This window comes from Actinomadura formosensis (genome assembly GCF_050948385.1).
Lineage (GTDB): Bacteria > Actinomycetota > Actinomycetes > Streptosporangiales > Streptosporangiaceae > Spirillospora > Spirillospora formosensis.
The window spans coordinates 12,603-35,519 of the sequence record NZ_CP192011.1; the positions used below are offsets into that span (position 1 = coordinate 12,603).

Sequence of the window (22,917 nt, forward strand, 5' to 3'; positions counted from 1 at the left end):
ATGGGGTAACCTCTCGTTGCGCCGCCAGGGCGGCGGCACACTCCGGGCCTATAGCTCAGTCGGTTAGAGCGCATCCCTGATAAGGATGAGGCCGGTGGTTCAAGTCCACCTAGGCCCACCAGACCAAAGACCCCCGCCGGGTACCGGCGGGGGTCTTTTGGTGGCGGCAGTGACGGCAGCGGCCCTGGCCTTCCGAGTCGCCGAACAGTTCCCCGGCCCCCGGCGGCGCACTCGTGCCGGGTGCGGGAACCGGCGATCGGCATCCACCGTCTCAGCGGCATGAGCGTGTCGACGACCATCCTGCCGCTGGCAGGAGTGGCTCTCGGTTCCGCCGGAACCCTGATCGGTCAATACCTCTCCACACGTGTGGAGGCACGACGCGCGCGGTTCGAGCAGGCCAGCGCGGAACGCGCGGAGCGCAAGGAAGCGCTCATGGAGTTCCTGTCCGCGGCCCAACAGGTAGAACTGTGCTTGGATCGCCTCTCCATGGGAGAGCGGCTTGAGGAGTCCGAGAAGTGGCAGCACCTGCACACGCTTTGGCTCGCCAAGAAGGTCCCGGAACTCGTGTGCACCCCTCCAGTCGCCCAGGCAGCCCACGACTACACTCTCGCCCTCCACGCGCTGCTTCGGGGACAAGCCACCGAAGAGGGCGCACTGCCCAAGCGTGAACTCCGCTTCGCGTTCATAGAGGCCGCTCGCCAAGAACTCGGTATGGCAGGCGAGCCCATGAGGAGGGATCCCCCCATACGAGAACTCAGCTAGTAGCCACCCCCGGTTGAGTCGTCGGCGGCAGTGAGGGCAACGCTGACGGCAGCACCAGCGGACGCGTGGCCGGGGCCATGACCCGTGCCGCGCAGACCGTGGTCGGGGTGGTCCATTGCCAAGGCCGGCTGCGCATGGAGACTGGGCCATGTGATCGAGATAACCGCCGGCGTGGTCCACGCTTTGATCCGCGAGCAGTTTCCCGAGTGGAGCGACCTTCCGATCCAGCCCGTTGCCCGTCAGGGCTGGGACAACCGGACCTTCCGGCTCGGCGATGAACTCGCCGTCCGCTTGCCCAGCGCCGAAGGTTACGTGGCCGGCATCGAGAAGGAGGACGGCTGCCTGCCGATCCTGGCCGGGTATCTGCCGTTGCCGGTGCCGTCGCCGGTCGCGACCGGCCGACCGACCGCCGACTACCCTTTTCCGTGGTCGGTCCGACGCTGGATACCCGGGCGAACGGTCGAAAGCGCCGCCGACGTCGATCGGCGCCGGCTGGCACGCGACCTTGGCGCCTTCTTGGCCGCACTTCGCCAGGTCCCGGTCGGGTCGGGGCCGGTCGGCGGTCCTCACTCCTTCTTCCGGGGCTGCCACCCGAGCGTCTACGGCCACCAAGTCCAGGCCGCGCTCGACATGCTCGCCGGCGTGGTCGATGTCGCCGCCTGCCAGGCCGTCTGGGCGGACGCACTGACCTCGGCGTGGCCGGCGGCGCCGGTGTGGTTCCACGGCGACATCGCCACCGGCAACCTCCTCACCACCGATGGGGTGTTGTCCGCGGTCATCGACTTCGGCACCTGCGGTCTCGGAGACCCCGCCTGCGACCTGGTCATGGCGTGGACCTACTTCGCCGATGACGAGCGGAAGGTCTTCCACGAGGCGATCGGCCTGCCCGACGACACATGGCGGCGGGCGCGCGGATGGGCGCTGTGGAAAGCACTCGTCACCATGGCCGGCCTTTCCAGTCCAGCCTCCGCGGACTTCCAAAACCAGGTCCTGGCCCGCGTCCTCGCCGACCCGGTCGCACACTGACACCGCACGTGATCTGCGTATTCACGTGGTCATCACCAGCTGAACGTCCGGCCACACCTGGGCCGTCCGAGACGCGGCGCCGTCACGACCTCGGGGAGGGGCACCTCCTTCGCCCGAAACCCGAGACCGGCTGTTCCTCGCTGTCTGCGACGAGACGATCCGGTTCGACATCACGTTTCACCACCCACAAGCGGGGCGGCGGTGGGTTTGCCCCGCCCTGCGGGCAGCCTCGACAATGCGCGGTATGCCGCAGATCACCGTGGAGTATTCCGAGGTCCTTGCGGAGGCATTCGATCGGCGCGGATTCGCGCTGACACTGCACTCTGCCGCGGCCGAGCTGATCGGCAGCCCGCTGCCCGACTTCAAGACCCGGTTCCATGCGATCAGCGAAGCGGTCATCGGCGGCGGCGCGGCCGGGGAGGCGATGATCCATGTCGATCTGGCGATCCTGCCCGGCCGCGCCCCCGAGATCAGAGCCCGTCTCGGAGATCTGACCCTCGCGACGTTGTGCGACCACATCAAGCCCGGCACAGGGGTGAACACCCAGGTCACTGTTGAGGTTCGGGAGATTGCGGGCTACCACAAACGCGTCCTGGAGCCCTGACTGCTCCTCGTCTTGGTCACTCCACCCGTTAGGTGCATGCGCCGGACGGCAGGGACGGCAACAGCAGATGGGGATCGCCTCATCACTCCTCAGCCGGCCGGCCATCTGCTTGGGGCGCGCAGGCGGAGGCAGCCGTCCGACTGGGTGCCCCGGGTCGATTACGGCACTCATTGTGGACGGGGATCGTCTGCGCTGGTCAGCGGGTGGTTATCCCAAGACTGAAGGGGTTTCTCCACAGATTGTGGATAACTTGCTGCACAGTGGCGGGGACGTGTTACCTCCTCGAACCTCGTCACATAACCCGACCCGGGTGCGGGCACGTTCCAGTCGCGGGCGATCTCGGTTGCGTACTCCTCGTTGAGGACCGGGGAGAAGATCGGCTGGTGGGGCAGGCGCGGGCGGAGGGCCTGGACGCCATTGCGGGCGGCCTCCTCTTCGTCCGCATGCCGGACGGAATCGGCGCTGCCGTCCGCGAAGATGCGGGGTGTCAACGGTGCATGCTGGTCCGCCTTCACGATGAAATGGACGGGACGGTGGGGATGACGTCCGGTGGTCTCCGAGCCGTCCGACCGAACCCTTCACGGGGACCGGGCAACGGATGGCAGGACCGTGCGAGAACAGCCCCATTGTCCACAGTCTGTGGATAACTTCTGGATTGTGGGGAGCCTCACCCCGAGACAGACGCGCTCCATTCTCTTCTGCGCCCGGTGGGGTGGCGGCATTGGCATGTAATCAAGGTTGACTACTTGCCTTGATCGGCTTACGGTCGCGGGCATGGGTGAGAAGGTGATGCCGATCTTTCCGTGCCGATCGATCGAGGTGACCTGGGAGTTCTACCGGGTCCTCGGCTTCGAGCAGTCGGCCTGGCAGCGGCGTCCCAACCCCTACCTCGGCGTCCGGCGCGGGGACGTCGAGCTGCATTTCTTCGGGTGGAGGAAGCACGACCCGGCCGCGTCCATGAACATGTGCTACATCGCCACAACGGCCGTGGATGACCTGTATGAGTCGTTTCGAGGCGGGCTCAGGCAGGCCCTCGGCCGGGTGCCCGCGCGCGGGCTGCCGAGGCTGAGCGCGTTGCGGGACACGTCATATGGAGTCCGGCAATTCCTCCTCAACGACCCGGACGGTCTCCAACTCCGCATCGGCCAGCCCATCTCGGGGCCGACGCTTGCACCCGTCCCGACGGAGACCGTGGCCAAGGCGCTCCACATGGCCACGGTGCTGACGGAATCGAAGGGGGACCACCGCGCCGCCGCCAGAATCCTCGACCATCTTCTGGCATCCGGTGAGCCCCTGACCGCCGCTGAACGCCTCAAAGCCCTGGTCCTGCGCGCCGACGCCGCCGTCCACATGGAGGAATGGCCCCGCGCTCGCGCGCTGATCGCCGAAGCTCGCGGCGTACCCGCCGGAGGGCCGGCCGGCCATGCGGACGATCTCCGCCGGCTCGCCGACCTGGAGGAGGCCGTCCCCGCCCAGTAGGTCTGGGGATTCCAGCCGGGGGTTGGGGACGTGGCTGGGGATTATCGGTGGGTAACGCTGTCCACCGATGTGCCGGGGCTGTGGAGGACGGTCGCCCACAGGCTGTGAATGGGGTGTGTACAGTCCCGGCTCAGGACACCCTTAATCCCTGGTCAGCAGGTTTTCCACGTCGTGGACAACCGGTTGTGCCGCCTGGGGAAGAATGGTGGACATGGAGTCGGCCGGTTGTACCCAGGTTGTGCACGGAAGTTATCCACAGGCTGTGGATTCCGTGTACACGGCCGCGGTCGGGTGGATGATGAAGCAAGCGGTGTCCGATGCGCCGCACGGACCGTGGAAAGCCCGGCTGTTCTGGGGATCCGCCTGTGGACGCGGCCTCCAGATCGCCTGCTGGCGGGCTGGAGGGGGTGTGTGCGAACGTTACCCACAGCCTGTGGACGAAGGTCTTCCCGGGCCTCTTCACCGCGACTGTGCGCACGTACGGCGGCCTGGACTCAGGGAGGTAAAAGCCCTTCCAACCTGCGAACATCAGTTCGAACGCGTGCTACGCTCCCGCCATGGGGCAGTTGCTGAACGAGCCGGTCCGGACGGAGCACGATCCGGCGGGACGGCTCACCGCGTACGAGTGGCGGGGGTCGCGCTACGCGGTGGACGAGGTGCTGAAGACCTACGGGACGGGCCGCGAGGGCAGGGTCTACCGCGTGCGGGTCACCGGTGCCGAAGGCGTGGCGGTCGCGGAGCTCGGTCGTGACGAGGACCGCTGGCGGCTCCGGCACGTCTTCTCGGCCTGACCGCCGGGGCGGTCCGGCGGCCGACCGGACCAGCTGGACGCGGGTCGGCGGAATCCAGGGGGCACCGCTCGACCTGCTGGCGGCCAGGATCGGCCGCCGGCACTACGCGCCGCACACCCATGACGAGTACGCCATCGGGGTGACGGTCGACGGCCTGGAGACGATGTGCTACCGGGGCGAGAGGATCTACTCGGCGGCCGGGAGCGTCGTCGTGGTGGAGCCGGGCGAGGCGCACACCGGCGGCCCGGCACATCCCGAAGGGTTCGCCTACCTGTGCGTTTACCCGGGCGCGGAACTGCTGGGCGCGGCGACGTCCGCGGATCCCGGTCCGGTGGCCGCGGAACCGCACTTCCGCGAGCCGATCATCGACGATGCCGGTCTCGGTGACGCGCTGCGGCTGGCCCACCGCGCCCTCCGGCTCGGGCAGGACCCACTGGAGGGAGAATCCCGGCTGCTCGCGGTGCTCGGCACGCTCGTCCGGCGCCATGCGGTGCATGGGCGCGGAGCGGTCCCGCAGCGCGGCAATGCCGACGCCGGGCGGATCGCGCGTCAGGTCGCGACCCGCCTCTCCGACGAGCTGGTCGCCCCGCCGACGCTCACCGAGATGGCCGCCGACCTGGAGCTTTCCCGCTACCAGTTGCTGCGCGCCTTCCGCCACGCGATGGGCATGCCGCCGTACGCGTGGCTCGCCCAGCACCGGGTGACGCGGGCCCGTGCGCTGCTGGACGTGGGGTACCGGCCGGCGGAGGCCGCGACGCTCGTCGGGTTCGCCGACCAGGCGCACCTGACCCGCTGGTTCCGCCGCGTGCTCGGCGTCACGCCCGGCGCGTACCGCAACAGCGTTCAAGACAGCGCGATACGCCGCCCCGCATCCTGAGCAACGTCCGCCCCACGAAGCCGGCCGCGTCGGCCGAGCCGCCGTGTAGCGCCGCTCGTCCCATGTCCGGCGACGGCGGACAGGAATGGAGGTCGTGTTGAGTCGCCGTGGCTGGATTCTGTTCACGCTGATGAGCGTGCTGTGGGGCATCCCCTATCTGTTGATCAAGGTGGCGGTCGAGAACGTCTCGGTGCCCACGGTGGTGTTCGCGCGGACCGCGCTCGGCGCCCTCGTCCTGCTGCCGCTGGCGCTGCGGTCCGGGCGACTGGACGTCGTCCGCCGGCACTGGCGTCCGCTGCTGGTGTTCACCGCGGTGGAGATCATCGGCCCGTGGGCGCTGCTGTCGGACGCCGAGAACCAGCTGACCAGTTCCATGTCCGGGCTGCTGGTCGCCGCCGTCCCGATCATCGGGGTGGTGCTGGCGATGCTCACCGGCGACGCGGAGCGGCTCGGCCCGGTGCGATGGGCGGGACTGCTGGTCGGGCTGGCCGGGGTCGGCGTCCTCGCCGGACCGCACCTCGGCGGCGGCAGCGCGTGGGCGATCGGCGAGGTCATGCTGGTCGCGCTCGGCTACGCGATCGCCCCGTTGATCGCCCTCCGCCGCCTCCAGGACCTGCCGAGCCTGCACATGGCCGCGTTCGCGCTGGGCATCGCCGCGCTCGTCTACACCGGTCCCGCGATCGCCACCTGGCCGGAGGAGATGCCGGGCGGACGCGTGCTGGCCGCGCTCATCGCCCTCGGGCTGATCTGCACGGCACTGGCGTTCATCGTGTTCTTCGAACTCATCCGCGAGGTCGGCACGTCCCGCGGAATGGTGTTCACGTACGTGAACCCGGCCGTGGCGGTCGCCGCCGGTGTCGCGTTCCTCGGCGAGCCCCTCACCGGGACGATCCTCGCCTCCTTCGCGCTGATCCTCGGCGGCTCCGTCCTGGCAACGGCGCGCCGGGCCCCGTCCCCCGCAGCCGCGCCCCCGGTCGAGGACGAGCGGGCCGGCGACGCGAAGGCCGAGCCCGAACCCGCCTCGGGATGAGGGGCACCGCGAACTTCGCCGCCTTTCCGATGTCGGCGGACGGGGTGATCGCTCGGTATTCGAGGGTGCGGCGGCCTTTGCCGGGCTTGCCAAGGCGATGAAAGGGCCGTCCGTGGGGAACGGCCGGGGTGTTCCGCTGATGCTTGGGATCGCATTCGGCCAGGTACCGGCTCGACATCGTCCGCTGAATTCTCGAAGCGGGTAGATCGCCTCACCGAACTCGGGGGGAAGGGCTGCCGGGGTGCTCACGCTGACGGAGATCGCCGAGGATCCGCTCGTCCTGACGCGCCGCCTGCGCCTGCGCGACGGTTCGGAGGTCCTCTTCCGCCCCCTCGCACACGCCGACGCGGCGCACCTGGCCCGCTTCCTGGAGGCCCTGTCCCCCGAGTCGAGGCGCCTCAGCACCTTCGACGGGTACGACTTCGCGGCCGCCCGGGAGTTGTGCGCCGCGATCGCGCGCTACGACAAGCTTCGACTCGTGCTCGAAGAAGTGCGGTCCGGCAGGATCGTCGGCCTCCTCGAATTCAGCCTCGATCTGACTTCGGCGGACATCGCGCGGTACCGCGAAGCCGGGGTCCGCCTCGCAGAGACCACCGACTGCCGGTTCGGCCCCACTCTGGCCGATGACTACCAGGACAGGGGAGTCGGAACGCTCATCTTTCCGCTCGTCACGGAGGTCGCCCGGCGGCTCGGCAGGACGAGGATCATCCTGTGGGGCGGCGTCCTCGGCGATAACCCTCGCGCCATTCGCTACTACGAGAAGAACGGCTTCCAACCGGTCGGCTCCTTCATCGGAGAAGACGGCCTTCGGTCGCTCGACATGATCCTGGACCTTCACGCGGTACCGGATCAGGCGAGCCCGTTGCCGCGGCGCAGTAGTTCGTAGTGGACCGCTCAGGTGTCCGGTGAGATGCGCGCGGAACTTCGGTATGCAGCCGTCCCCGAAGCGCTTGGCGGCGTCATCGGTTCCAGGACGGTCTCGATCCCGACCGTTCACGTGCGCAGCTCCCCATTACGAAGGTGTACGCGGCAGAGGGGGCGACCGGAGGCTGCGCCCGGCCCACCCCGCTGATCAAGCGGGACACGCCCGGAGTATCGGGATTTGCCGCTACCTCTTGTCGCGCTGGCCGTTCGCGAGGCCCTGCACGATGCGCCGCCCGCCCGCGCGCCGTTGCACGGCCGCCGACAGGACCGGGGCGACCCCGCCGATCCGGGCGCCGAGCCGCAGCCCGAACGGTGCGACGTCGATCTCCGCGATGTTCCGTTCGATGGCCCGGACGGTCGCGCGCGCCACATCCCGCGGCGAGCGCGTCCCGATGCCTCTGGGCAGCGTCACGCCGGCGTCCGCGAACATCCCCGCATCCCGGATGAACCCCGGGAAAACGGTCGACACGCCGACACCGTGCGGACGCAGATCCTCCCGCAGCGCCAGAGCGAATCCCCGCATACCGAACTTTGTCGCGTTGTACAGCGATGCATGGCCGGACGCCGTCTTGCCGGCCAGCGACGACACGAACACCAGATGCCCGCGGCCACGGGCGGCCATCTGCGCGGCGGCGAGCCTTGCCATCACGATCGGCGCCCGCAGGTTGACGTCCAGCGTCCGGTCGATGTCGGTGGTCGAGTAGTCGCTCAATAGCCCGGACCCCGGCAGCGCCGCGTTCGCCACCAGCACGTCCACCCGCCCGGCCTCGTCCAGCAACTTCTCTGCCGCGTCGCGATCGGCCAGGTCGGCGACGATGGCGCGGCCGCCGAGCCGGTCGGCCAGCGGCTCCAGGACCTCCGCCCGCCGGCCCGTCAGCACGACCCGTCCACCATGCTCGGCCAGCGCCCTCGCCAGCGCCTGCCCGATCCCGCCGGTCGCCCCGGTCACCAGGACGTTCGCTCCGCGCAGATCCATGCCGAGATGATGGCGGATCACATGCCGATCCGCCACAGCAGCAGGACGACCGAGGACAGCACCAGCCCCGCCGCGCCGAGCGGCACATCACCCATCACGATCAACGCGGCGCATCCCATGGCGACCAGCCCCGCGACCAGCACCAGCCCCCCGCCCCCGGGCCTGCCCTCCTGCGACACGCCCGGGTCCAACTCCCGTTCCCAGCGCCGGAAGTCGTCCTCTGCCATCGGCACTCCCGAAGGTCGTCCCCCCGGAACATGCGACTGGCCCGCCGTCCCGGCCGGACGTTTCATCGGACACGAAGTCCGATAACGGCGAGCGGGTGCGGATCGCCCGGCAACGATTGCTAGGCTGCGAAGAGCCCGGGGGAAGCAGATGCTGATGTATACATCCCCGGGATCTGACTTCATAGTCGAGGTGAAGGGGTCCCACCGTGAAGAAGCTGCTCATTCTCGCTGTTGTCGCACTCGGTGGTTTCGCCGTCTGGCGCCGGATGCAGCAGGACCGCGCCGAGCTGGACTTGTGGACCGAGGCCACGTCGTCCGACAACTGACACGCCGACGACAGGCCCCGGCGTGACCGACGCGGCGCCGATCACCGTTGCCCGCATCGATCTCGCCGGGGACCCCCGTCGCTGACGGCGGCACCGCCGAAACCGCCTACGTCGAAGCGATTCCCACCCTGGGGATCATCTACGGCACGGCGGCGTGCGGTTGTGCCCGCTTCCGTAACGCGCACGCTTGATCAGCATTTCCCGCAGGGCTTCAACCCGAGCTCCGCTGTTCATGACGCGGATGATCGCGGTGTCCCGCCGGTTCTCGAAACCGTCGCCCCCGCAGACGCGCAGCTCGCCGTCAGTAAGCGGCAGGAACACGTTTCGGGGACGTTCGGCTCGTCTCACGGGTGACCGGGGACGGCGCGGTCCACTTGTCCTCGCGGACGAGCTAGTAGAACTGGGTTCGCAGCATACGGAAGTGCTTGTGCACGTCCCCGGATGATGCGCCAATAGCCGATGCAGCGGCGGGCCACGGCCCGGGTAATGTGCTCGATGCCCGGCCTCTGGCCGCAGCCGACAGGGCATGCGACCTTGCCCTCGGAGGTCGCTGCTGCGCGGCCCCATGTGTCCTCGCCGGCGAGCCACGCGACGAACGACCGGACGACGAGGAGGCACACCTCGACCGTGCGGGTCGAAACATTGCATGCCTCCCGCGCGATGGGCCAGGAGTCCCATGCGGCCATGAGCGACATGGTCAGGCGCTGTCTGGTCGATGGCCGCGACCTTGGAACGGTCCTGGCCACGCGGGCGGCGGGATGGATGACTCCCCTGACGGCCTCCGGAGGGGTAGGCGGATGCCCCAGCCCTGTCCGGAAAGCCTGTGCTTGTTCCTACGGTGTACGATCGACATCGGTTGCGCCCCTCCGGCGTCACCGCAGGTCACAAGCAAGATGACCAGGGGCCTTAGCTCAGTTGGTAGAGCACCGGCTTTGCAAGCCGGGTGTCAGGGGTTCGAATCCCCTAGGCTCCACCGGCGAAGACGTCCTCATCCTGATCATGGATGAGGGCGTTCGTGCAATTAGCGTGCAATTAGGCCGCCGGGACGAGCACGCCGGTAGGGCCGCCGCTCCGCTTCGATCTTGTTGTTGAGTGCGTCGGCGATCGCCTTACCCGCTTCGGACGTCCCGTGCTGATAGATCAGCGCCGTCCGCACGCTCTCATGCCCTATCCGGCCCATGAGGTCACGCAGACTCGCCCGCTCTGCGCCGCAGGGCGTGAAACCGCACGTCCTTGAGCCCCGCCTTGCTGCCTGGAGTGCTGTCGAGTCACGGCTACCGGACACCAGTAGGCGCGATCACGCCATTTGGGACAAGGGGATCCGCGCGCCTCGGCCGGTCGGCCGCGCACGTGCTGAGCGTCGTCAAGCAGCTGCGCGAGCGCGGCGTGCGGATCGTGTCGCTGACCGAGAACTTCGACCTGGAGACCAAGGAAGGCCGGTTCATGTTCGCCGTGCTCGCCGCGGCGGCCGATGGGGCCCTGGAGGCATCGCCTCCAGGGCCCTGGGGAGTCAGCGCCGTTCGGGGTCCGGACGCGTGATCCTGAACCGGGCTGTGTTCTCCTCGGCGGCCCACCGGTGGAAGCCGGCCTTTTCGAGCACTCGGATCGAGGACGGGTTCGACAGTTCCACGTTCGCGGACACGGTGTGGACGTCAGGGGCAGTGAGGGCGAACTCCGTCAGGGCCTGGGTGGCCTCGGGAGCATAGCTCCGGCCGCGGCGGGAGGCCACGATGCCGTACCCGATCTCGAGAACGCCCTCGCTGGGCGGCCAGAACAGGCCGATCGAGCCCACCACCAAGCTGCTCTCGCGCTCGATGATCAGTCGGTGGCCGTATGCGCCGAGCCAAGCCGGGTGCTGATCGAGAAGGCCCGCGATCACACGATCGCCTTCGGCGGGAAAGTCGTCCGCCCAGTGAGCGGAGTGGGTGTCATCGAGGACCGCAGTGGCCTCGCTCGTGGTCCAGGGCCGCAGGATCAGGCGCTTGGTGATCACGTCGGCGGGGGTGGGCAAAGAAGAGGAAGACACGTGTCTCTCCTGGTCGTTGGAACGACCCGGGCCGCGCTCTGCTATCGCGCGGGCCGGATGAGGGCATACCGATGAGGGCCGACGACGGCCATATTCATCAACCTCCCCATCCCGCGATCACGCGTCTGTCGCGCTGGCGTGACGGTAATCGCCGCTCCCCGTCCTAGGCAACACATATTCGGAGCACTGACCCGTGGCTCGCTGAAGGTCGTATCTCTTGGATGGGGCCCCAGATCGAGCTCCGATAGAGGTAGGCGACGCTCGGAGTGCTCGGGGCCAGGGAGATGTAGATTTCGGCCCTGACCCAACGGTCCAGGAGCGCCGCAGGTACGTGGTATGGTCCCTCCATATCGGCGACGTCGATATGTGGTGTGGATCGAGGATGAGAGGGAGGTGGGGTTGATGACCGCGAAGGTGGCCGCTGTCGAATGCGGCGTTCGGACCAACCTCGTTTCCCGGGTCTCGGCCGGACTCAGCTGAGTCGACCCGCCCAGCGGGATCGTCCATCCTTCGGTGGGTTTCTTCTCGTTTCAGCCGAGGCCCCTTATCGCAAGGGTCTCCTTCGTTGTCTTCACCATTCTCCAATTCAGCCTCGCCCGAAGACGTCCTGAGCGCCTACGGGTGGGATGAGGCGTATGAGAACGCCTTCACCGCTCACCGCTCCGCCGGTCTGTCGCCCGGGCGCGTCGCCCGTGTCGACCGTGGCCACGCCACCGTCGTCACGGCGAACGGTTGGGTGCGCGCCGTCTGGTCCGCGCCCGCCGGATCACCATGTACCGGGGACTGGGCCGCGGTGCGGCCCGGCACACGACCGGAGCTGGCAGCGTTGCTGCCCCGGCGGACCGCCATAGTGCGCTCCTCGGCGTCCCGTACCTCCCACTCCCAGGTCCTGGCCGCGAACGTCGATACCGTCGTGGTCGCCGTGTCGCTTGCCGCCGCCGCGCCTGCGGGCCGGATCGAGCGCATGCTCGCCCTGGCCTGGGAGAGCGGTGCTGTACCGGTCATCGTCCTGACCAACGCCGACCGGCCGGAGCGGCCCGTCACCGTGGTGCGGGACGAGGTGGCGGCACTCGCACCCGGGGTCGACACTCTGGTGGTCAGTTCCGTCACCGGCGAGGGCATGGATGTTCTTGCGGCGGTCCTCACGGGGACGATCGTGCTGCTGGGGCCGTCCGGTGTCGGCAAGTCCAGCCTGGGCAACGCCCTGCTCGGTGCCGATCTGCTGGCGACCGGTGAGGTCCGTGCGCGCGACGGCAAAGGCCGCCACACCACGGTCCACCGCGAACTGATCCGATTGCCGGGCGGTGGTGTCCTCATCGACACCCCGGGCCTGCGCGCCGTCGGCCTCCACGACAGCCGAAGCGGTATTCAGCAGGTCTTCGCCGAGATCGAGGACCTCGCCGTCGACTGCCGGTTCTCCGACTGCACCCACGTGAGTGAACCCGGCTGCGCGGTGCACGCTGCGATCGCCGCGGGCAGCTTGCCGCAGCGACGCCTGGACAGCTACCGCAGGCTGCTCCGTGAATCCGCCTGGGCCGCCTCTCGCGAGGACGCGCGCCTGCGCGCGGAGCGCGACAACCAGCGCAAGGCCATCAGCCGCCACCTGCGCGCGACCTACAAATTCCGGGACCGGCGGTCATGAACGCTCATCCCCCACGCTCCGAAGCAGTCCCCGGATCTCCCGACACGCATCCGCACACCGATAAGGAATCTCACGCCGGCATGACCACCTGGACCACCCGTCTCGAGACCGGCCACCACGACCGCCATGCGATTCGAGAGATCAACCTCGCGGCGTTCCCCACCGCGCTGGAGGCCGACCTCGTCGACGCGCTGCGTCAGGACCCGGACGCATGGTTGCCCTGGGGCTCCTGGATCGCGGAAAGCCCTGACGGCACCGCGACCGGCTTCGCACTCCTGACCCGCTGCCATGTCGACGGCGTCCCGGCCCTCGCGCTCGGGCCATGCGCCGTGCCTCCGGAACATCAGAGCATGGGTGCCGGCTCGGCGGCGATCCGCGCAGCGCTCGACGCGGCCCGTAGCGCAGGCGAGAATCTCGTCCTCGTCCTCGGCCACGCCTCGTACTACCCCAGGTTCGGGTTCATCCCGGCCTCCCGGTACGGCATCCGGCCGCCCTTCGAGGTACCGGAGGAGAACATGATGGCACTGACATTCGACCCCGCCCGCCCCATACCGACCGGCACCATCCGTTACGCCGCACCGTTCGGCGTCTGACACGGCCGATACCGCCTCACGCCTGTGGGCAAGCGGTGTACCGTTTGCCCACAGGCGACGGTGCCGGGTTGATTCGTCGATCACCTGCGCAGACGTCTTCGCCGCACCTATCTCGTGATCGACCTGACCGGCGACTTTCTCCGACTCCAGACCGGCGCCAGGGACTGGCGCCGTGGAGCAACGGCTTTCCGCAACTCTCGTACCTACGGCGGCGGGCTGTACCTCCTGTCCGCCCCCCTACAGAAGAAGGCCGCCTGTCACGAGTTCCGATGGCCGTCGGCAATGGGTAGTGCAGTATTGCCAACCTCGCTCCCAGGACGGATACGCCCTAACAGCTTGGCCGGCTTGCTTACTGCAAAGAGCCGCGTGCGGGCCAGGCGTCAGGGGGTCGAATCCCCTGGGCTCCACCTGCAAACACCCTCATCTCGATGATGGATGAGGGTGTTCGTGTAATTAGGCCACTGGGGCAAGGGGCGCGCCGCCGTTCGCCACCCAGTCGCCGGTGAATCCGAAAAACGCGATCTCGTCGGCTACGGCGTCGCGATACAGCACCACGTAGTAGCCGTAGCCTCTCTCGTGAACGATGTCTCACATCGTGTCGGCGCTCACCCGATCGTAGTCCGCGCGGGTCGGCTGCTCAGACCCAAAGTACCTGACGAGCGTCGCCGGACGCAGGGAAGCAGCGCACATGATGAACGGATGTTCGTCGTCTCCACGAACCTCATGCAGATCCAGCACCGAATGGGTCGCGTTGTGCTGAATGAGTTCGTCGGCCCAGAGTTCCTCTATCGAGCCCGGTCGAGGCCGTTCCGGGAGTCCCCCATCGGCCATCGTACGGCCAGCGGTACTCACCCTCCTGGAACCATGGCAAGCGCCGCTGAGATGTCCTTGTCGTAAGGCACCACACAGTCCCATTCTGAGCCGCCCATTTCACCCTCTCAGTACGCCTCCGGCGAAGGCGCTCCGTTTCCGGGAAGCCTGGCTTGTACTGCGCTGAGAGGTTGGTGATGCGGGCGGCCATGCCTCCGATGGTGTGGCCGCCGGCCTTTGAGGGTGTCGTTGACCGGCTCGATCAGCTGGTGGACTTTGGGCGGGTGCTCGCCGGGTCAGGGCTGCTCCCCGCGCATCGCGACACGGCCGCTGCCCTACCTCGACGCAGCAAGGCGGGGGAAGAACGGCGACTAAGCCGCACGCTCACGAGTCGTGGCCATGAAGTGCTTCAACGCCGTGCGTGGCGGATCTTCAATCGTCCGAACCCCATGGTTCCGGAGATCCGGATTTTCGGCCCGCCGGGGCGAGAGCGTCGCCGAGTCTTGTGCAGGGCGGCCTTCCACACGGTGCGCAGATCCTCGAAGTCGATAACCGCGTCGCGAGGCACCGTGATCTTGGCCTTGCCGGTGCCGACCTGCAACTCGATGTCGACGACCGGGTGTTCGATGACCGCCCGGGACAGGTCCAGATGCACCCTTCCGAAGGCGGACTCGACCTTGAGGGTCCGAGGTACTCGCCATGCGCCACGCCGCCGGATCCGTCCGCTGAGGGCGGCAATCGTGGACGTCGTCCCCGCACTTTCTCCCGGGAGCGATGCCAGCGCCGACATAAGCTCGTCGTGCGTCTTGGCGGTGAGCGCCTTGTGGAGGCGCTCGTCCAATTCATCGTGCGAGATATGCCCTTTGGCGTACGCCTCCTGCAAGCGCTTCACGGCCGTATCGCGGTCGTCTTCGCCGGCCGGTGGCGCTGGATCTTTCGGCAGGGAATTCACCTTTTTACTCTAGCGCCGTGCTTGGGCGAGGGGAACGTGCGGAAGTCCGCAGCGGGCAAGGCATCCGATGGCAGCCCGGCCGCTCCTCATCATGGCGTTGATCGCTCACCCAGCGAACGGATGTGGTCAGGCACCAGCAGAGGGCGCGGGCCAAGGCGATGCGCTTCGTTTCGGCAAGAACCTGGCCACATATGGGGACGTGTGTCGTCGCGTCCGCCGGGTTTCCGCAAGTGCCGCAGGTCGCTTGTCGCGTGTGAGAGCGCATGAGCGAGTGCGGTCAGGGGTTTGGTGGCAGGGCCGGGGGCGGGGGCCTTTCAGGCTTTCACGAGGCGGAGCCGGAACGTTGGGGGGTGGGGGCGCATTCGCGGTGCCAGAGGGTGCGGTAGAGGCCGGGGCGGGAGATCAGGTCGGTGTGGGTGCCGCGGTCGGTGATGCGGCCCTTGTCGAGGACGATGATCTCGTCGACGGCGTCCAGGCCGGCGAGGCGGTGGGTGACGAGCAGGGTCGTCCGACCCTCGGTGGCGGTCAGGAGGTCGGCGGTGAGTTCGTCGGCGGTCGCGATGTCGAGGTGCTCGGCGGGCTCGTCCAGGAGGAGGATCGGGAAGTCGGCGAGGAGGGCGCGGGCCAAGGCGATGCGCTGGCGCTGGCCACCGGAGACTTGGGCGCCGTGCTCACCGACGTGGGTGTCGAGGCCGCGGGGAAGAGAATCGACCCAGTCGAGGAGTCGGGCCCGGCGTAGGGCGTCCCGGATCTCGTCGTCGGTGGCGGTGGGACGGGCCAGGCGGATGTTCTGCCCGATGGTCGAGTCGAACAGGTGGGCGTCCTGGGCGCACAGACCGATGACCTTGCGGACGTCGTCGCCGGTCAACGCGCGGAGGCCAACGCCGTTCAGCGTCACCTCGCCGGAGGCGGGGTCCAGGAAGCGCAGGAGGACGGAGGTCAGGGTCGTCTTGCCCGAGCCGCTCGGTCCGACGATCGCGCAGCGGCGGCCCGGGGTGAGGTCCAGGCAGATGCCGTCGAGGGCGTAGGGGGCGGTGGGCGTCCACCTGGCTCGGAGGTTCTCGACCTTGAGCGTGTACGGGGACGCGGGGAGCGGCGCCGGGTCGGACGGGTCCTCGATGGGGACGGGTGCGTCCAGGACGGCGAAGATCCGCGTGGCCGAGCGGCGGACCCGCTCCAGGTACTGCGCGGCCAGGGGGAGGCCGGCGACGACCTCGAACGCGGCCAGCGGAAGCAGGACGATCACCGCGAGCAGCACCCCGTCGAGCGCTCCCGAGCGGACCGCCGGCACGCCGACGGCGAGGCTCCCCCAGACGGCCAGGCCGCCGGCGAGGGCGGAGATGGCCGCGCCCAGGCCGGCGGTGGTGGCGGAGCGGGCCGCGGCGCGGGTGAAGTCGCGGTCCAGGCGGGTGGCTTCGGCGAGGTGGGCCGGGGCGGCGCCGTAGGCGATGAGTTCGGGGGCGCCCTGGAGGGTGTCGACGACGTGGGAGGTCAGTTCGCCGCGCAGGTCGGTGGTCTGGCGTTCGGCTCGGCGTGCCATGGCGGACGACAGCCACGGGGCGGCGACACCGGCGGCCAGCAAGGCGAGCAGGAGGACGACGCCCGCTGAGGGGAGCAGCGCCCAAGCCAGTCCTACCGAAGCGCCACCGACGACGGCGGCAACCGTGTACGGCAGCAGAACGCGGAGGAAGAGGTCCTGCACGGCGTCGACATCTGCGACGAGGCGGTTCAGGAGGTCGCCGCCACGGAACGCGGGGAGCCCGCCGGGTGCGAGTCGTTCCAGCCGTTCGTACACGCGCGCGCGCAGATCGGCCAGGATGCGGAAGGTCGCGTCATGGCTGACGAGACGTTCGATGTAGCGGAACACGCCGCGGCCGAGCCCGAAGGCGCGGACGGCCACGATCGCGACCATCAGTATGAGCACGGGCGGGTGCTGCGCCGCACGCGAGATGAGCCACGCGGAGGTCGCCATGAGCCCGACCCCGCTGCCCAGCGCCAGAACGCCGAACACGACGGCGAGGGCGAGCCGTCCCCGGGCCGGCCGGGCGAACCCGATCAGCCGGAGGAGCGCGCCGCGCGAACGGAAGGTTTCACGTGAATCATCGGCGGTCATGCCGTCACCGTCTCGGGTTCCACCGTCACCACGCGGTCCGCCAGCGGGAGCAGGGTCGGACGGTGGGCGACCAGGACGACGGTCCGGCCGGTTTTCAGGCGTTGCACGGCGTCGATCACGAGGGCTTCGCTTTCCGCGTCCAGGTTCGAGGTGGGCTCGTCCAAGAGGAGGAGTGGTGCGTCGCGGAGGAAGGCGCGGGCGAGGGCGATGCGCTGCCGCTGGCCGGCCGACAGGCCGGAGCCGCGCTCGCCGAGGGGGGTGTCGAAGCCCGCGGGCAGGGCCTCGATGAACTCCAGCGCGTTCGCCGCCTCGGCGGCGGCCCGCACCGCTGCCGGCGACGCCTCCGGGCGGCCCAGCCGGATGTTGTCGGCGACCGTCCCGGCGAACAGGTGGGGACGTTGCGGCACCCAGGAGATCATGGCGCGCCAGGCGTCCGGGGAGAAGCCGGCGAGGTCGTCCCAGTCGACCAGGACGCGTCCCGAATCGGGCTGGACGAATCCGAGCAGCACCGACAGCACGGTCGACTTCCCGGCACCGCTCGGCCCGACCAGGGCGACCGTCTCCCCCGGATGGACGGTCAGCGAGAAGCCGTCGAGGGCCGGGACGTCGCGTCCGGGATAGGTGACCGTCGCCCCGTCCAGGCGGACGGTCGCGTGGGAAAGGTCGGGAATGTCCGTCCGGGAACCGGTGCTGGGCACGGGGGTTTCGAGGACCTCGAAGATCCTCGCCGCGGCGGTGAGGCCCTCGGCGCTCGCGTGGTACTGCGCGCCGACCTGCCGCAGCGGAAGGTACGCCTCCGGCGCCAGGATCAGGACGAGCAGCGCGGTCTCCAGCCCGAGCCCGCCCTCGACCAGCCGCAGCCCGATCGACACGGCGACGAGCGCGACGGAGAGCGTCGACAGCAGTTCCAGCACGAGCGCGGACAGGAACGCGATCCGCAGCGTCGACATGGTCGCGCGCCGGTGCCGGTCGGTGACCTCGCGGATCTTCGCCGCCTGCGCCCGCGCCCGGCCGAAGATCTTCAGCGTGGGGAGCCCGGCGACGACGTCCAGGAAGTGCGCGGCGAGGAGGGAGAGCGTCCGCCACTGCCGGTCCATCTTCCGCTGGGTGGTGAGCCCGACGAGGATCATGAAGACGGGGATGAGCGGCAGCGTCGCCGCGATCGTCACGGCGGACAGCCAGTCGCCGAGCAGGATCCGGAACCCGACGGCCGCCGGGACGATCACCGCGAGGACGAGCTGCGGCAGGTAGCGGGAGAAGTAGTCGTCCAGCGCGTCGATCCCGCGGGTGGCGAGGGTGGCGAGCTCGCCGCTGCGTTCGCCGGACAGCCAGCGCGGCCCCAGCGCCAGCGCGCGGGCGAGCAGCCGGCCGCGCAGCTGCGACTTCACCGCGGCGGACGAGCGGTGCGCGGCGACCTCCTGCAGCCAGGCGACCAGCGTCCGGGCGAGGACGACGGCGAGCAGCAGCAGGAGCGGGGTGCGCAGGCCGGCGAGCGACGCGCCGCGCAGGAACGCCCGCGTGAGCATGTCGGCGAGCAGCGTCGCCTGCGCGATGATCAGCCCGGCGGTGGCGGTGCCGAGCGCCACGGACGACACGAGGAAGACCCGTGTCGTCCGGGCGTACTTCAGCAGCCTCGGGTCGAGGGGTTTCACGGCACCGGCTCGGGCTTTTTCGCGGGCGGGATGCTGGAGGTGCCGATCCGCTTGCGGAACACCCAGTACGTCCACCCCTGGTAGATCAGCACGATCGGGGTGAACACGACCGCGACCCACGTCATGATCTTCAGCGTGTAGCCGGTCGAGGCGGCGTTCTGCGTGGTCAGGCCGCCGGAGCCGAGGGTGGACGGCATGACGTCCGGGAACAGCGCGGTGAACAGGGTCGCGACGGCGAGCACGATGGCGGCTCCGGTGCCGATGAAGGCCCAGCCCTCGCGTCCGCGCCGGTTGGCGACGGCGGCGACCAGCAGCCCGGCGGCGGCGGCCCCGGCGGTCAGCCAGGTCACCGGCTTGCCGTGCTGGAGCTGGGTGATCAGCAGGAAGCTCCCGCCGGCGGCGATGGCGGCGACGACCGCGACGGTCGCGACGCGGCGGGCCTGCGTCCGGATGTCGCCGGACGTCTTGAGCGCCAGGAACACCGCCCCGTGCAGGACGAACAGGATCGTCGTGGTGAGCCCGCCGAGCAGCGCGTACGGGTTGAGCAGGTCGAGAAGCGTCCCGGCGTACTCGTGGTCGGCGGCCAGCGGCACGCCCCGGACGATGTTCGCGAACGCGACACCCCACAGGAACGCGGGCAGCAGGCTCCCCCAGAAGATCGCCTTGTCCCAGCGGGACCGCCACCGTGCGTCGTCCTTCTTGCCGCGGTACTCGAACGCGACGCCACGCACGATCAGCGCGAGCAGGATCAGCAGGAGCGGCAGGTAGAAGCCGCTGAACAGGGTGGCGTACCACTCGGGGAACGCGGCGAACGTGGCGCCGCCGGCGACGAGGAGCCACACCTCGTTGCCGTCCCAGACGGGGCCGATGGTGTTGATGAGGACGCGCCGTTCGACGTCGTCACGGCCGAGGGCGGGCAGCAGGATGCCGACGCCGAAGTCGAAGCCCTCCAGGAAGAAGTAGCTCGTCCACAGGAAGGCGATGATGATGAACCAGACGGTGGTGAGTTCCATGACCAGGGTCCTCAGTAGGCGAACGCGAGCGACCGCTCGGAGTCGGAATCGGAGTCGTCATCGTCGGCGGGCGGCGGCAGCACCTCGTCCTCGGACGGCGGCCCGGCCTTCGCGTACCTGATCATCAGTCCGGCCTCGATGACCATGAGGATGCCGTACAGCGTGGTCAGCGAGATGACGGAGATGAGCATCGACGTGGGGGTCACGCCGGGGGAGACGCTCGCGGAGGTCTTCAGCACGCCGAAGACCGACCAGGGCTGCCGGCCCATCTCGGTGAAGATCCAGCCGGCGGAGTTGCCGATGAACGGGAGGCTCAGCGACAGCACGCCGATCCGGTAGACCCAGGGGCTGGACGGCATCCGGCCGCGCCGCAGCAGCCACAGCCCGGCGAGCGAGACGAGCGCGGTGAGCGCGCCGACCCCGACCATGATCCGGAAGTTCCAGTAGGCGACCGGGATGATCGGCCGGTAGTCGCCGGGCCCGTAGCGCGCCTGCTCGGCGGCCTGGACGTCGTTGATGCCCTTGACCTCGCCGTCGAAGCTGCCGGTGGCGAGGAACGACAGGACGCGCGGCACCTTGATCCCGAAGACCTCCTCGTCGCCGTTCAGCGTCCCGATGGTGAAGATGGAGAACGAGGCGGGCTGCTCGGTCTCGTAGAGGGCCTCGGCGGCGGCCATCTTCATCGGCTGCTGGTCGGTCATGACCTTGCCCTGGACGTCGCCGGTGATGGCGACGCCGATCGACGCGATCGCCGTGACGACGAGGGCGAGCTTCAGCGAGGGGCGGAAGACCTCGACGTTCTTGCGGCGGGCGAGGTGCCAGGCGCTGACGCCGGCCATGAACAGGCCGCCGGTGACGAACGCCGCGGTGATCGTGTGCGGGAACGAGACGAGCTGCGTCGAGTTGGTCAGCACGGCCCAGAAGTCGGTGAGGACGGCCCGTCCGGTCTCGTGGTCGATCCGGTAGCCGACGGGGTGCTGCATCCAGGAGTTGGCGGCGAGGATGAAGTACGCCGACAGCAGGGTCCCGATGTGGACGAGCCAGATGCTCGCGTTGTGCAGCTTCTTCGGCAGCCGGTCCCAGCCGAAGATCCACAGGCCGAGGAAGGTCGACTCGACGAAGAACGCGAGCAGTCCCTCGATGGCGAGCGGCGCCCCGAAGATGTCGCCGACGAACCGGGAGTAGTCACTCCAGTTCATCCCGAACTGGAACTCCTGCACGATGCCGGTGACGACTCCCATCGCGAAGTTGATCAGGAAGAGCTTGCCCCAGAACTTGGTGGCGCGCAGGTACTTGGTCTTCCCCGTGCGGATCCACGCCGTCTCCAGGCCCGCGACAAGCGCGGACAACCCGATGGTCAAAGGAACGAAGAAGAAGTGGTACACGGTGGTGATTCCGAACTGCCACCGTGCGATGTCGACCGAGTCCATGGCCCAGGTGCCTCTCCGGCTAACTACTACAAGCTGTAGTACTACATCCTGTCAGAGATACTACGGGCTGTAGTACTACGGTACGTCGTAAGATCGCTCACAGCGCTGACCTGGGATCCGGCGGACATGACGGGACCCGCGACCGATGCCGGCCGCGGGTCCGTGGGAATCAGTTCGTCAGCCGCGTGGAACGAGACATCCCGGACGGCTGAAGTCGATCACGCTGCCGGCCGCGATGCAGGCGGCCAGCGTGTAGGTCTCCTGCGCGTACCCGATGTGCGGGTGCACGGTGACGTTGCCCGCCTCGTCGACCTCGCAGGGATTGTTCAGCGTGCACTGGCCGCCGTTCTCGTTGATGGTGTTGTTCGCGCCGATGACCTTGCCGGACGCGGCGTCGATGACCGGCGACCCCGAGGTGCCGCCGATGACGTCGCACTCGGGCGTGTAGCGCAGCGAGTCGTTCCACGTCCACTGGTCTTCGCGGAGCCGGTGGGCGAACCCGTCGAGGCCGCAGGAGTAGATGCGCCGCCAGTAGCCGGAGACGACGCGCAGGTCGGTGCCGGCGGTCGGGTGCTGCAGCGACAGTTCCAGAGCGGGCGTGTTGTAGGTCCGGCGGATGCTGGCGTAGCTCCTGTTGAGCCGGTACAGGGCGACGTCCGTGTCGGTCATCGTCGCGTACAGCATCGCCGACGCGCGCAGGGTGCCGAGCGAGCGCTGGCCGCTGGGGTCGAGCAGGCTGAACGAACGCCTGGACGGCTGGTCTGTGATCACCTGCCCGGGGGCGGGCTCACCGCCCTCGTAGCAGTGGCCGTTGGTGAGCACGAGCGTGGGATCGCTGTCCGCGGCGGTCGGGGTGCGCACCAGCGAGCCGGAGCAGTTGCTGAGCGCGACGATCCCGGTGAAGTCGACGGCGACCTTGGGCGGCGCGGGGGCGGCGGGAGCAGCGGGGGCGGCGGGAACGACGGGGGCGGCGGACGCGGTGGACGCGGCGGCGGTCAGCGTCCCGGCCCCGAGGAAGGCGGCGACGAGCACGCCCAGGATGCGTCTTTGCATGGCGGGGGGTCCTCTCAAGGTGAGGCTGGCGGGGGGCAAGCGCCAACGGCGGCGAGTGCCCGGGAGCACATTGGCACCCGTCACCGGACGCGCAGCGCGATGCTAACCGGACCACCGGCCCAGCGGAAGCACCGTGCCCCCCGAGCCGCGAGAACCCGGTAGATCCGGCAGGCATTGCCGAACGGCGCCGTGCCGGCCTCATGTGCGGGGTGTGCGCCTTAGAATCGTGGGATGGAACTCAGGGACGCGGCGCGCATGATTCTTTCCGAGTCGGCGGGTCACCCGGAGTTGCTCCGGGTGACCCGGGCGGCGCACGACCGGCTGTCCCGTGGTGAGCGGGTCGCGCACACCGACCTGAGCTGGATGCTCAAGGAGGCTGCGCGCAAGAACGTCTATCCCGCGCTCCACGCCCGGTACGGTGCCGCGGCCTTCGACGAGATGGTCGTCGTCCTGGGCCGCGAGATCGACCGCCAGGCGCCGGTGCGTTCCCGGTAGGGAACGCGTCCACGGGCCGTCTCCCGGCCTGGCCGAGCCGGGGGTGACGCATGTTCCTGCGGGGACGGGGCATAAGAAGGCACCCCGGCAACGTTAGACTCTAGGAATCACTCTCG

General features: G+C 69.1%; 22 protein-coding genes and 2 tRNA genes. 15 read left to right on the forward strand and 9 right to left on the reverse strand.

Going from position 1 to position 22,917, the window contains the following annotated elements:
• Positions 1-44 precede the first annotated feature (44 nt).
• From ACQP1N_RS00045 to ACQP1N_RS00085, 9 genes are all read left to right on the forward strand, one after another.
• Positions 45-121 (forward strand) — tRNA-Ile (locus ACQP1N_RS00045).
• Between the two features lie 158 nt (positions 122-279).
• Complete coding sequence (locus tag ACQP1N_RS00050) at positions 280-762, forward strand: hypothetical protein (RefSeq protein ID WP_067797506.1); 483 nt, start codon at positions 280-282, stop codon at positions 760-762.
• Between the two features lie 150 nt (positions 763-912).
• The gene (locus ACQP1N_RS00055) at positions 913-1,788 is read left to right on the forward strand and encodes an aminoglycoside phosphotransferase family protein (protein ID WP_433228426.1); all 876 of its coding nucleotides are present in this window, start codon (positions 913-915) and stop codon (positions 1,786-1,788) included.
• A 244-nt stretch (positions 1,789-2,032) separates the two neighbouring features.
• Positions 2,033-2,392, forward strand: coding sequence for a 5-carboxymethyl-2-hydroxymuconate Delta-isomerase (locus tag ACQP1N_RS00060; RefSeq protein ID WP_067797513.1), 360 nt, complete (start codon positions 2,033-2,035; stop codon positions 2,390-2,392).
• A gap of 774 nt (positions 2,393-3,166) precedes the next feature.
• Positions 3,167-3,871, forward strand: coding sequence for a bleomycin resistance protein (locus ACQP1N_RS00065; RefSeq protein WP_433228428.1), 705 nt, complete (start codon positions 3,167-3,169; stop codon positions 3,869-3,871).
• Between the two features lie 557 nt (positions 3,872-4,428).
• Positions 4,429-4,662, forward strand: coding sequence for a hypothetical protein (locus ACQP1N_RS00070; RefSeq protein WP_067797568.1), 234 nt, complete (start codon positions 4,429-4,431; stop codon positions 4,660-4,662).
• The gene (locus tag ACQP1N_RS00075; RefSeq protein ID WP_433228430.1) at positions 4,619-5,539 is read left to right on the forward strand and encodes a helix-turn-helix domain-containing protein; all 921 of its coding nucleotides are present in this window, start codon (positions 4,619-4,621) and stop codon (positions 5,537-5,539) included. The genes ACQP1N_RS00070 and ACQP1N_RS00075 overlap by 44 nt, the downstream gene beginning before the upstream one ends.
• Positions 5,540-5,636: 97 nt before the next feature.
• The gene (locus tag ACQP1N_RS00080) at positions 5,637-6,569 is read left to right on the forward strand and encodes a DMT family transporter (protein WP_067797571.1); all 933 of its coding nucleotides are present in this window, start codon (positions 5,637-5,639) and stop codon (positions 6,567-6,569) included.
• 241 nt (positions 6,570-6,810) lie between these two features.
• Positions 6,811-7,455, forward strand: coding sequence for an N-acetyltransferase family protein (locus tag ACQP1N_RS00085; RefSeq protein ID WP_433228431.1), 645 nt, complete (start codon positions 6,811-6,813; stop codon positions 7,453-7,455).
• Between the two features lie 222 nt (positions 7,456-7,677).
• Here ACQP1N_RS00085 and ACQP1N_RS00090 read toward each other — a convergent pair whose 3' ends face one another.
• Positions 7,678-8,469: an SDR family NAD(P)-dependent oxidoreductase gene (locus ACQP1N_RS00090; RefSeq protein WP_067797574.1), complete on the reverse strand. Its 792-nt coding sequence runs from the start codon at positions 8,467-8,469 to the stop codon at positions 7,678-7,680.
• 17 nt (positions 8,470-8,486) lie between these two features.
• Entirely contained in the window at positions 8,487-8,696 is a 210-nt protein-coding gene (locus ACQP1N_RS00095; protein WP_067797522.1) for a hypothetical protein, read from the reverse strand.
• Positions 8,697-8,902: 206 nt separating this feature from the next.
• Here ACQP1N_RS00095 and ACQP1N_RS00100 point away from each other — a divergent pair, with 206 nt between their 5' ends.
• The 3 genes from ACQP1N_RS00100 (at position 8,903) to ACQP1N_RS00110 (ending at position 10,561) form a co-directional block, all read left to right on the forward strand.
• A complete protein-coding gene (locus ACQP1N_RS00100) occupies positions 8,903-9,022 on the forward strand; it encodes a DLW-39 family protein (RefSeq protein WP_217999819.1) in 120 nt (39 codons plus the stop codon).
• A gap of 900 nt (positions 9,023-9,922) precedes the next feature.
• A tRNA-Ala gene (locus ACQP1N_RS00105) sits at positions 9,923-9,995 on the forward strand.
• A 377-nt stretch (positions 9,996-10,372) separates the two neighbouring features.
• Positions 10,373-10,561, forward strand: coding sequence for a recombinase family protein (locus ACQP1N_RS00110; protein WP_433228433.1), 189 nt, complete (start codon positions 10,373-10,375; stop codon positions 10,559-10,561).
• Here ACQP1N_RS00110 and ACQP1N_RS00115 read toward each other — a convergent pair.
• Positions 10,533-11,048, reverse strand: coding sequence for a GNAT family N-acetyltransferase (locus ACQP1N_RS00115; protein ID WP_433228435.1), 516 nt, complete (start codon positions 11,046-11,048; stop codon positions 10,533-10,535). The genes ACQP1N_RS00110 and ACQP1N_RS00115 overlap by 29 nt on opposite strands.
• 850 nt (positions 11,049-11,898) lie before the next feature.
• Between ACQP1N_RS00115 and rsgA the strand changes: the two genes are divergently transcribed.
• Complete coding sequence (rsgA, locus tag ACQP1N_RS00120; protein ID WP_433228437.1) at positions 11,899-12,690, forward strand: ribosome small subunit-dependent GTPase A; 792 nt, start codon at positions 11,899-11,901, stop codon at positions 12,688-12,690.
• 80 nt (positions 12,691-12,770) lie between these two features.
• On the forward strand, positions 12,771-13,283 hold the full coding sequence (locus tag ACQP1N_RS00125; RefSeq protein ID WP_433228438.1) for a GNAT family N-acetyltransferase: 513 nt from the start codon (positions 12,771-12,773) through the stop codon (positions 13,281-13,283).
• A gap of 1,219 nt (positions 13,284-14,502) precedes the next feature.
• Here the strand turns inward: ACQP1N_RS00125 and ACQP1N_RS00130 are convergent.
• The 6 genes from ACQP1N_RS00130 to ACQP1N_RS00155 form a co-directional block, all read right to left on the reverse strand.
• Positions 14,503-15,045 carry a DUF1707 SHOCT-like domain-containing protein gene (locus tag ACQP1N_RS00130; RefSeq protein ID WP_067797538.1) on the reverse strand — a complete coding sequence of 181 codons (543 nt, stop codon included), beginning with the start codon at positions 15,043-15,045 and terminating at the stop codon, positions 14,503-14,505.
• A gap of 322 nt (positions 15,046-15,367) precedes the next feature.
• Positions 15,368-17,158, reverse strand: coding sequence for a thiol reductant ABC exporter subunit CydC (gene cydC, locus ACQP1N_RS00135; protein ID WP_433228440.1), 1,791 nt, complete (start codon positions 17,156-17,158; stop codon positions 15,368-15,370).
• Complete coding sequence (gene cydD / locus ACQP1N_RS00140; RefSeq protein WP_433228442.1) at positions 17,155-18,810, reverse strand: thiol reductant ABC exporter subunit CydD; 1,656 nt, start codon at positions 18,808-18,810, stop codon at positions 17,155-17,157. The genes cydC and cydD overlap by 4 nt, the downstream gene beginning before the upstream one ends.
• Positions 18,807-19,823, reverse strand: coding sequence for a cytochrome d ubiquinol oxidase subunit II (gene cydB / locus ACQP1N_RS00145; RefSeq protein WP_433228444.1), 1,017 nt, complete (start codon positions 19,821-19,823; stop codon positions 18,807-18,809). The genes cydD and cydB overlap by 4 nt, the downstream gene beginning before the upstream one ends.
• Before the next feature lie 11 nt (positions 19,824-19,834).
• Positions 19,835-21,253 (reverse strand): cytochrome ubiquinol oxidase subunit I, encoded by a 1,419-nt coding sequence (locus ACQP1N_RS00150; RefSeq protein WP_067797544.1) that lies wholly within the window; start codon positions 21,251-21,253, stop codon positions 19,835-19,837.
• 177 nt (positions 21,254-21,430) lie between these two features.
• Positions 21,431-22,306, reverse strand: coding sequence for a S1 family peptidase (locus ACQP1N_RS00155; RefSeq protein WP_433228447.1), 876 nt, complete (start codon positions 22,304-22,306; stop codon positions 21,431-21,433).
• A 231-nt stretch (positions 22,307-22,537) separates the two neighbouring features.
• Here ACQP1N_RS00155 and ACQP1N_RS00160 point away from each other — a divergent pair, with 231 nt between their 5' ends.
• A complete protein-coding gene (locus ACQP1N_RS00160; protein WP_433228449.1) occupies positions 22,538-22,801 on the forward strand; it encodes a hypothetical protein in 264 nt (87 codons plus the stop codon).
• The last annotated feature ends 116 nt before the right edge of the window (positions 22,802-22,917 follow it).

Excerpts from the sequence above, each read along its gene's own strand:
- ACQP1N_RS00050 (WP_067797506.1), top strand. The coding sequence starts at position 280 with ATGAGCGTGTCGACGACCATCCTGCCGCTGGCAGGAGTGGCTCTCGGT.
- ACQP1N_RS00060 (WP_067797513.1), top strand. The coding sequence starts at position 2,033 with ATGCCGCAGATCACCGTGGAGTATTCCGAGGTCCTTGCGGAGGCATTC.
- ACQP1N_RS00065 (WP_433228428.1), top strand. The coding sequence starts at position 3,167 with ATGGGTGAGAAGGTGATGCCGATCTTTCCGTGCCGATCGATCGAGGTG.
- ACQP1N_RS00070 (WP_067797568.1), top strand. The coding sequence starts at position 4,429 with ATGGGGCAGTTGCTGAACGAGCCGGTCCGGACGGAGCACGATCCGGCG.
- ACQP1N_RS00090 (WP_067797574.1), bottom strand. The coding sequence starts at position 8,469 with ATGGATCTGCGCGGAGCGAACGTCCTGGTGACCGGGGCGACCGGCGGG.
- ACQP1N_RS00095 (WP_067797522.1), bottom strand. The coding sequence starts at position 8,696 with ATGGCAGAGGACGACTTCCGGCGCTGGGAACGGGAGTTGGACCCGGGC.
- ACQP1N_RS00125 (WP_433228438.1), top strand. The coding sequence starts at position 12,771 with ATGACCACCTGGACCACCCGTCTCGAGACCGGCCACCACGACCGCCAT.
- cydC (WP_433228440.1), bottom strand. The coding sequence starts at position 17,158 with ATGACCGCCGATGATTCACGTGAAACCTTCCGTTCGCGCGGCGCGCTC.
- cydB (WP_433228444.1), bottom strand. The coding sequence starts at position 19,823 with ATGGAACTCACCACCGTCTGGTTCATCATCATCGCCTTCCTGTGGACG.
- ACQP1N_RS00150 (WP_067797544.1), bottom strand. The coding sequence starts at position 21,253 with ATGGACTCGGTCGACATCGCACGGTGGCAGTTCGGAATCACCACCGTG.
- ACQP1N_RS00155 (WP_433228447.1), bottom strand. The coding sequence starts at position 22,306 with ATGCAAAGACGCATCCTGGGCGTGCTCGTCGCCGCCTTCCTCGGGGCC.
- ACQP1N_RS00160 (WP_433228449.1), top strand. The coding sequence starts at position 22,538 with ATGGAACTCAGGGACGCGGCGCGCATGATTCTTTCCGAGTCGGCGGGT.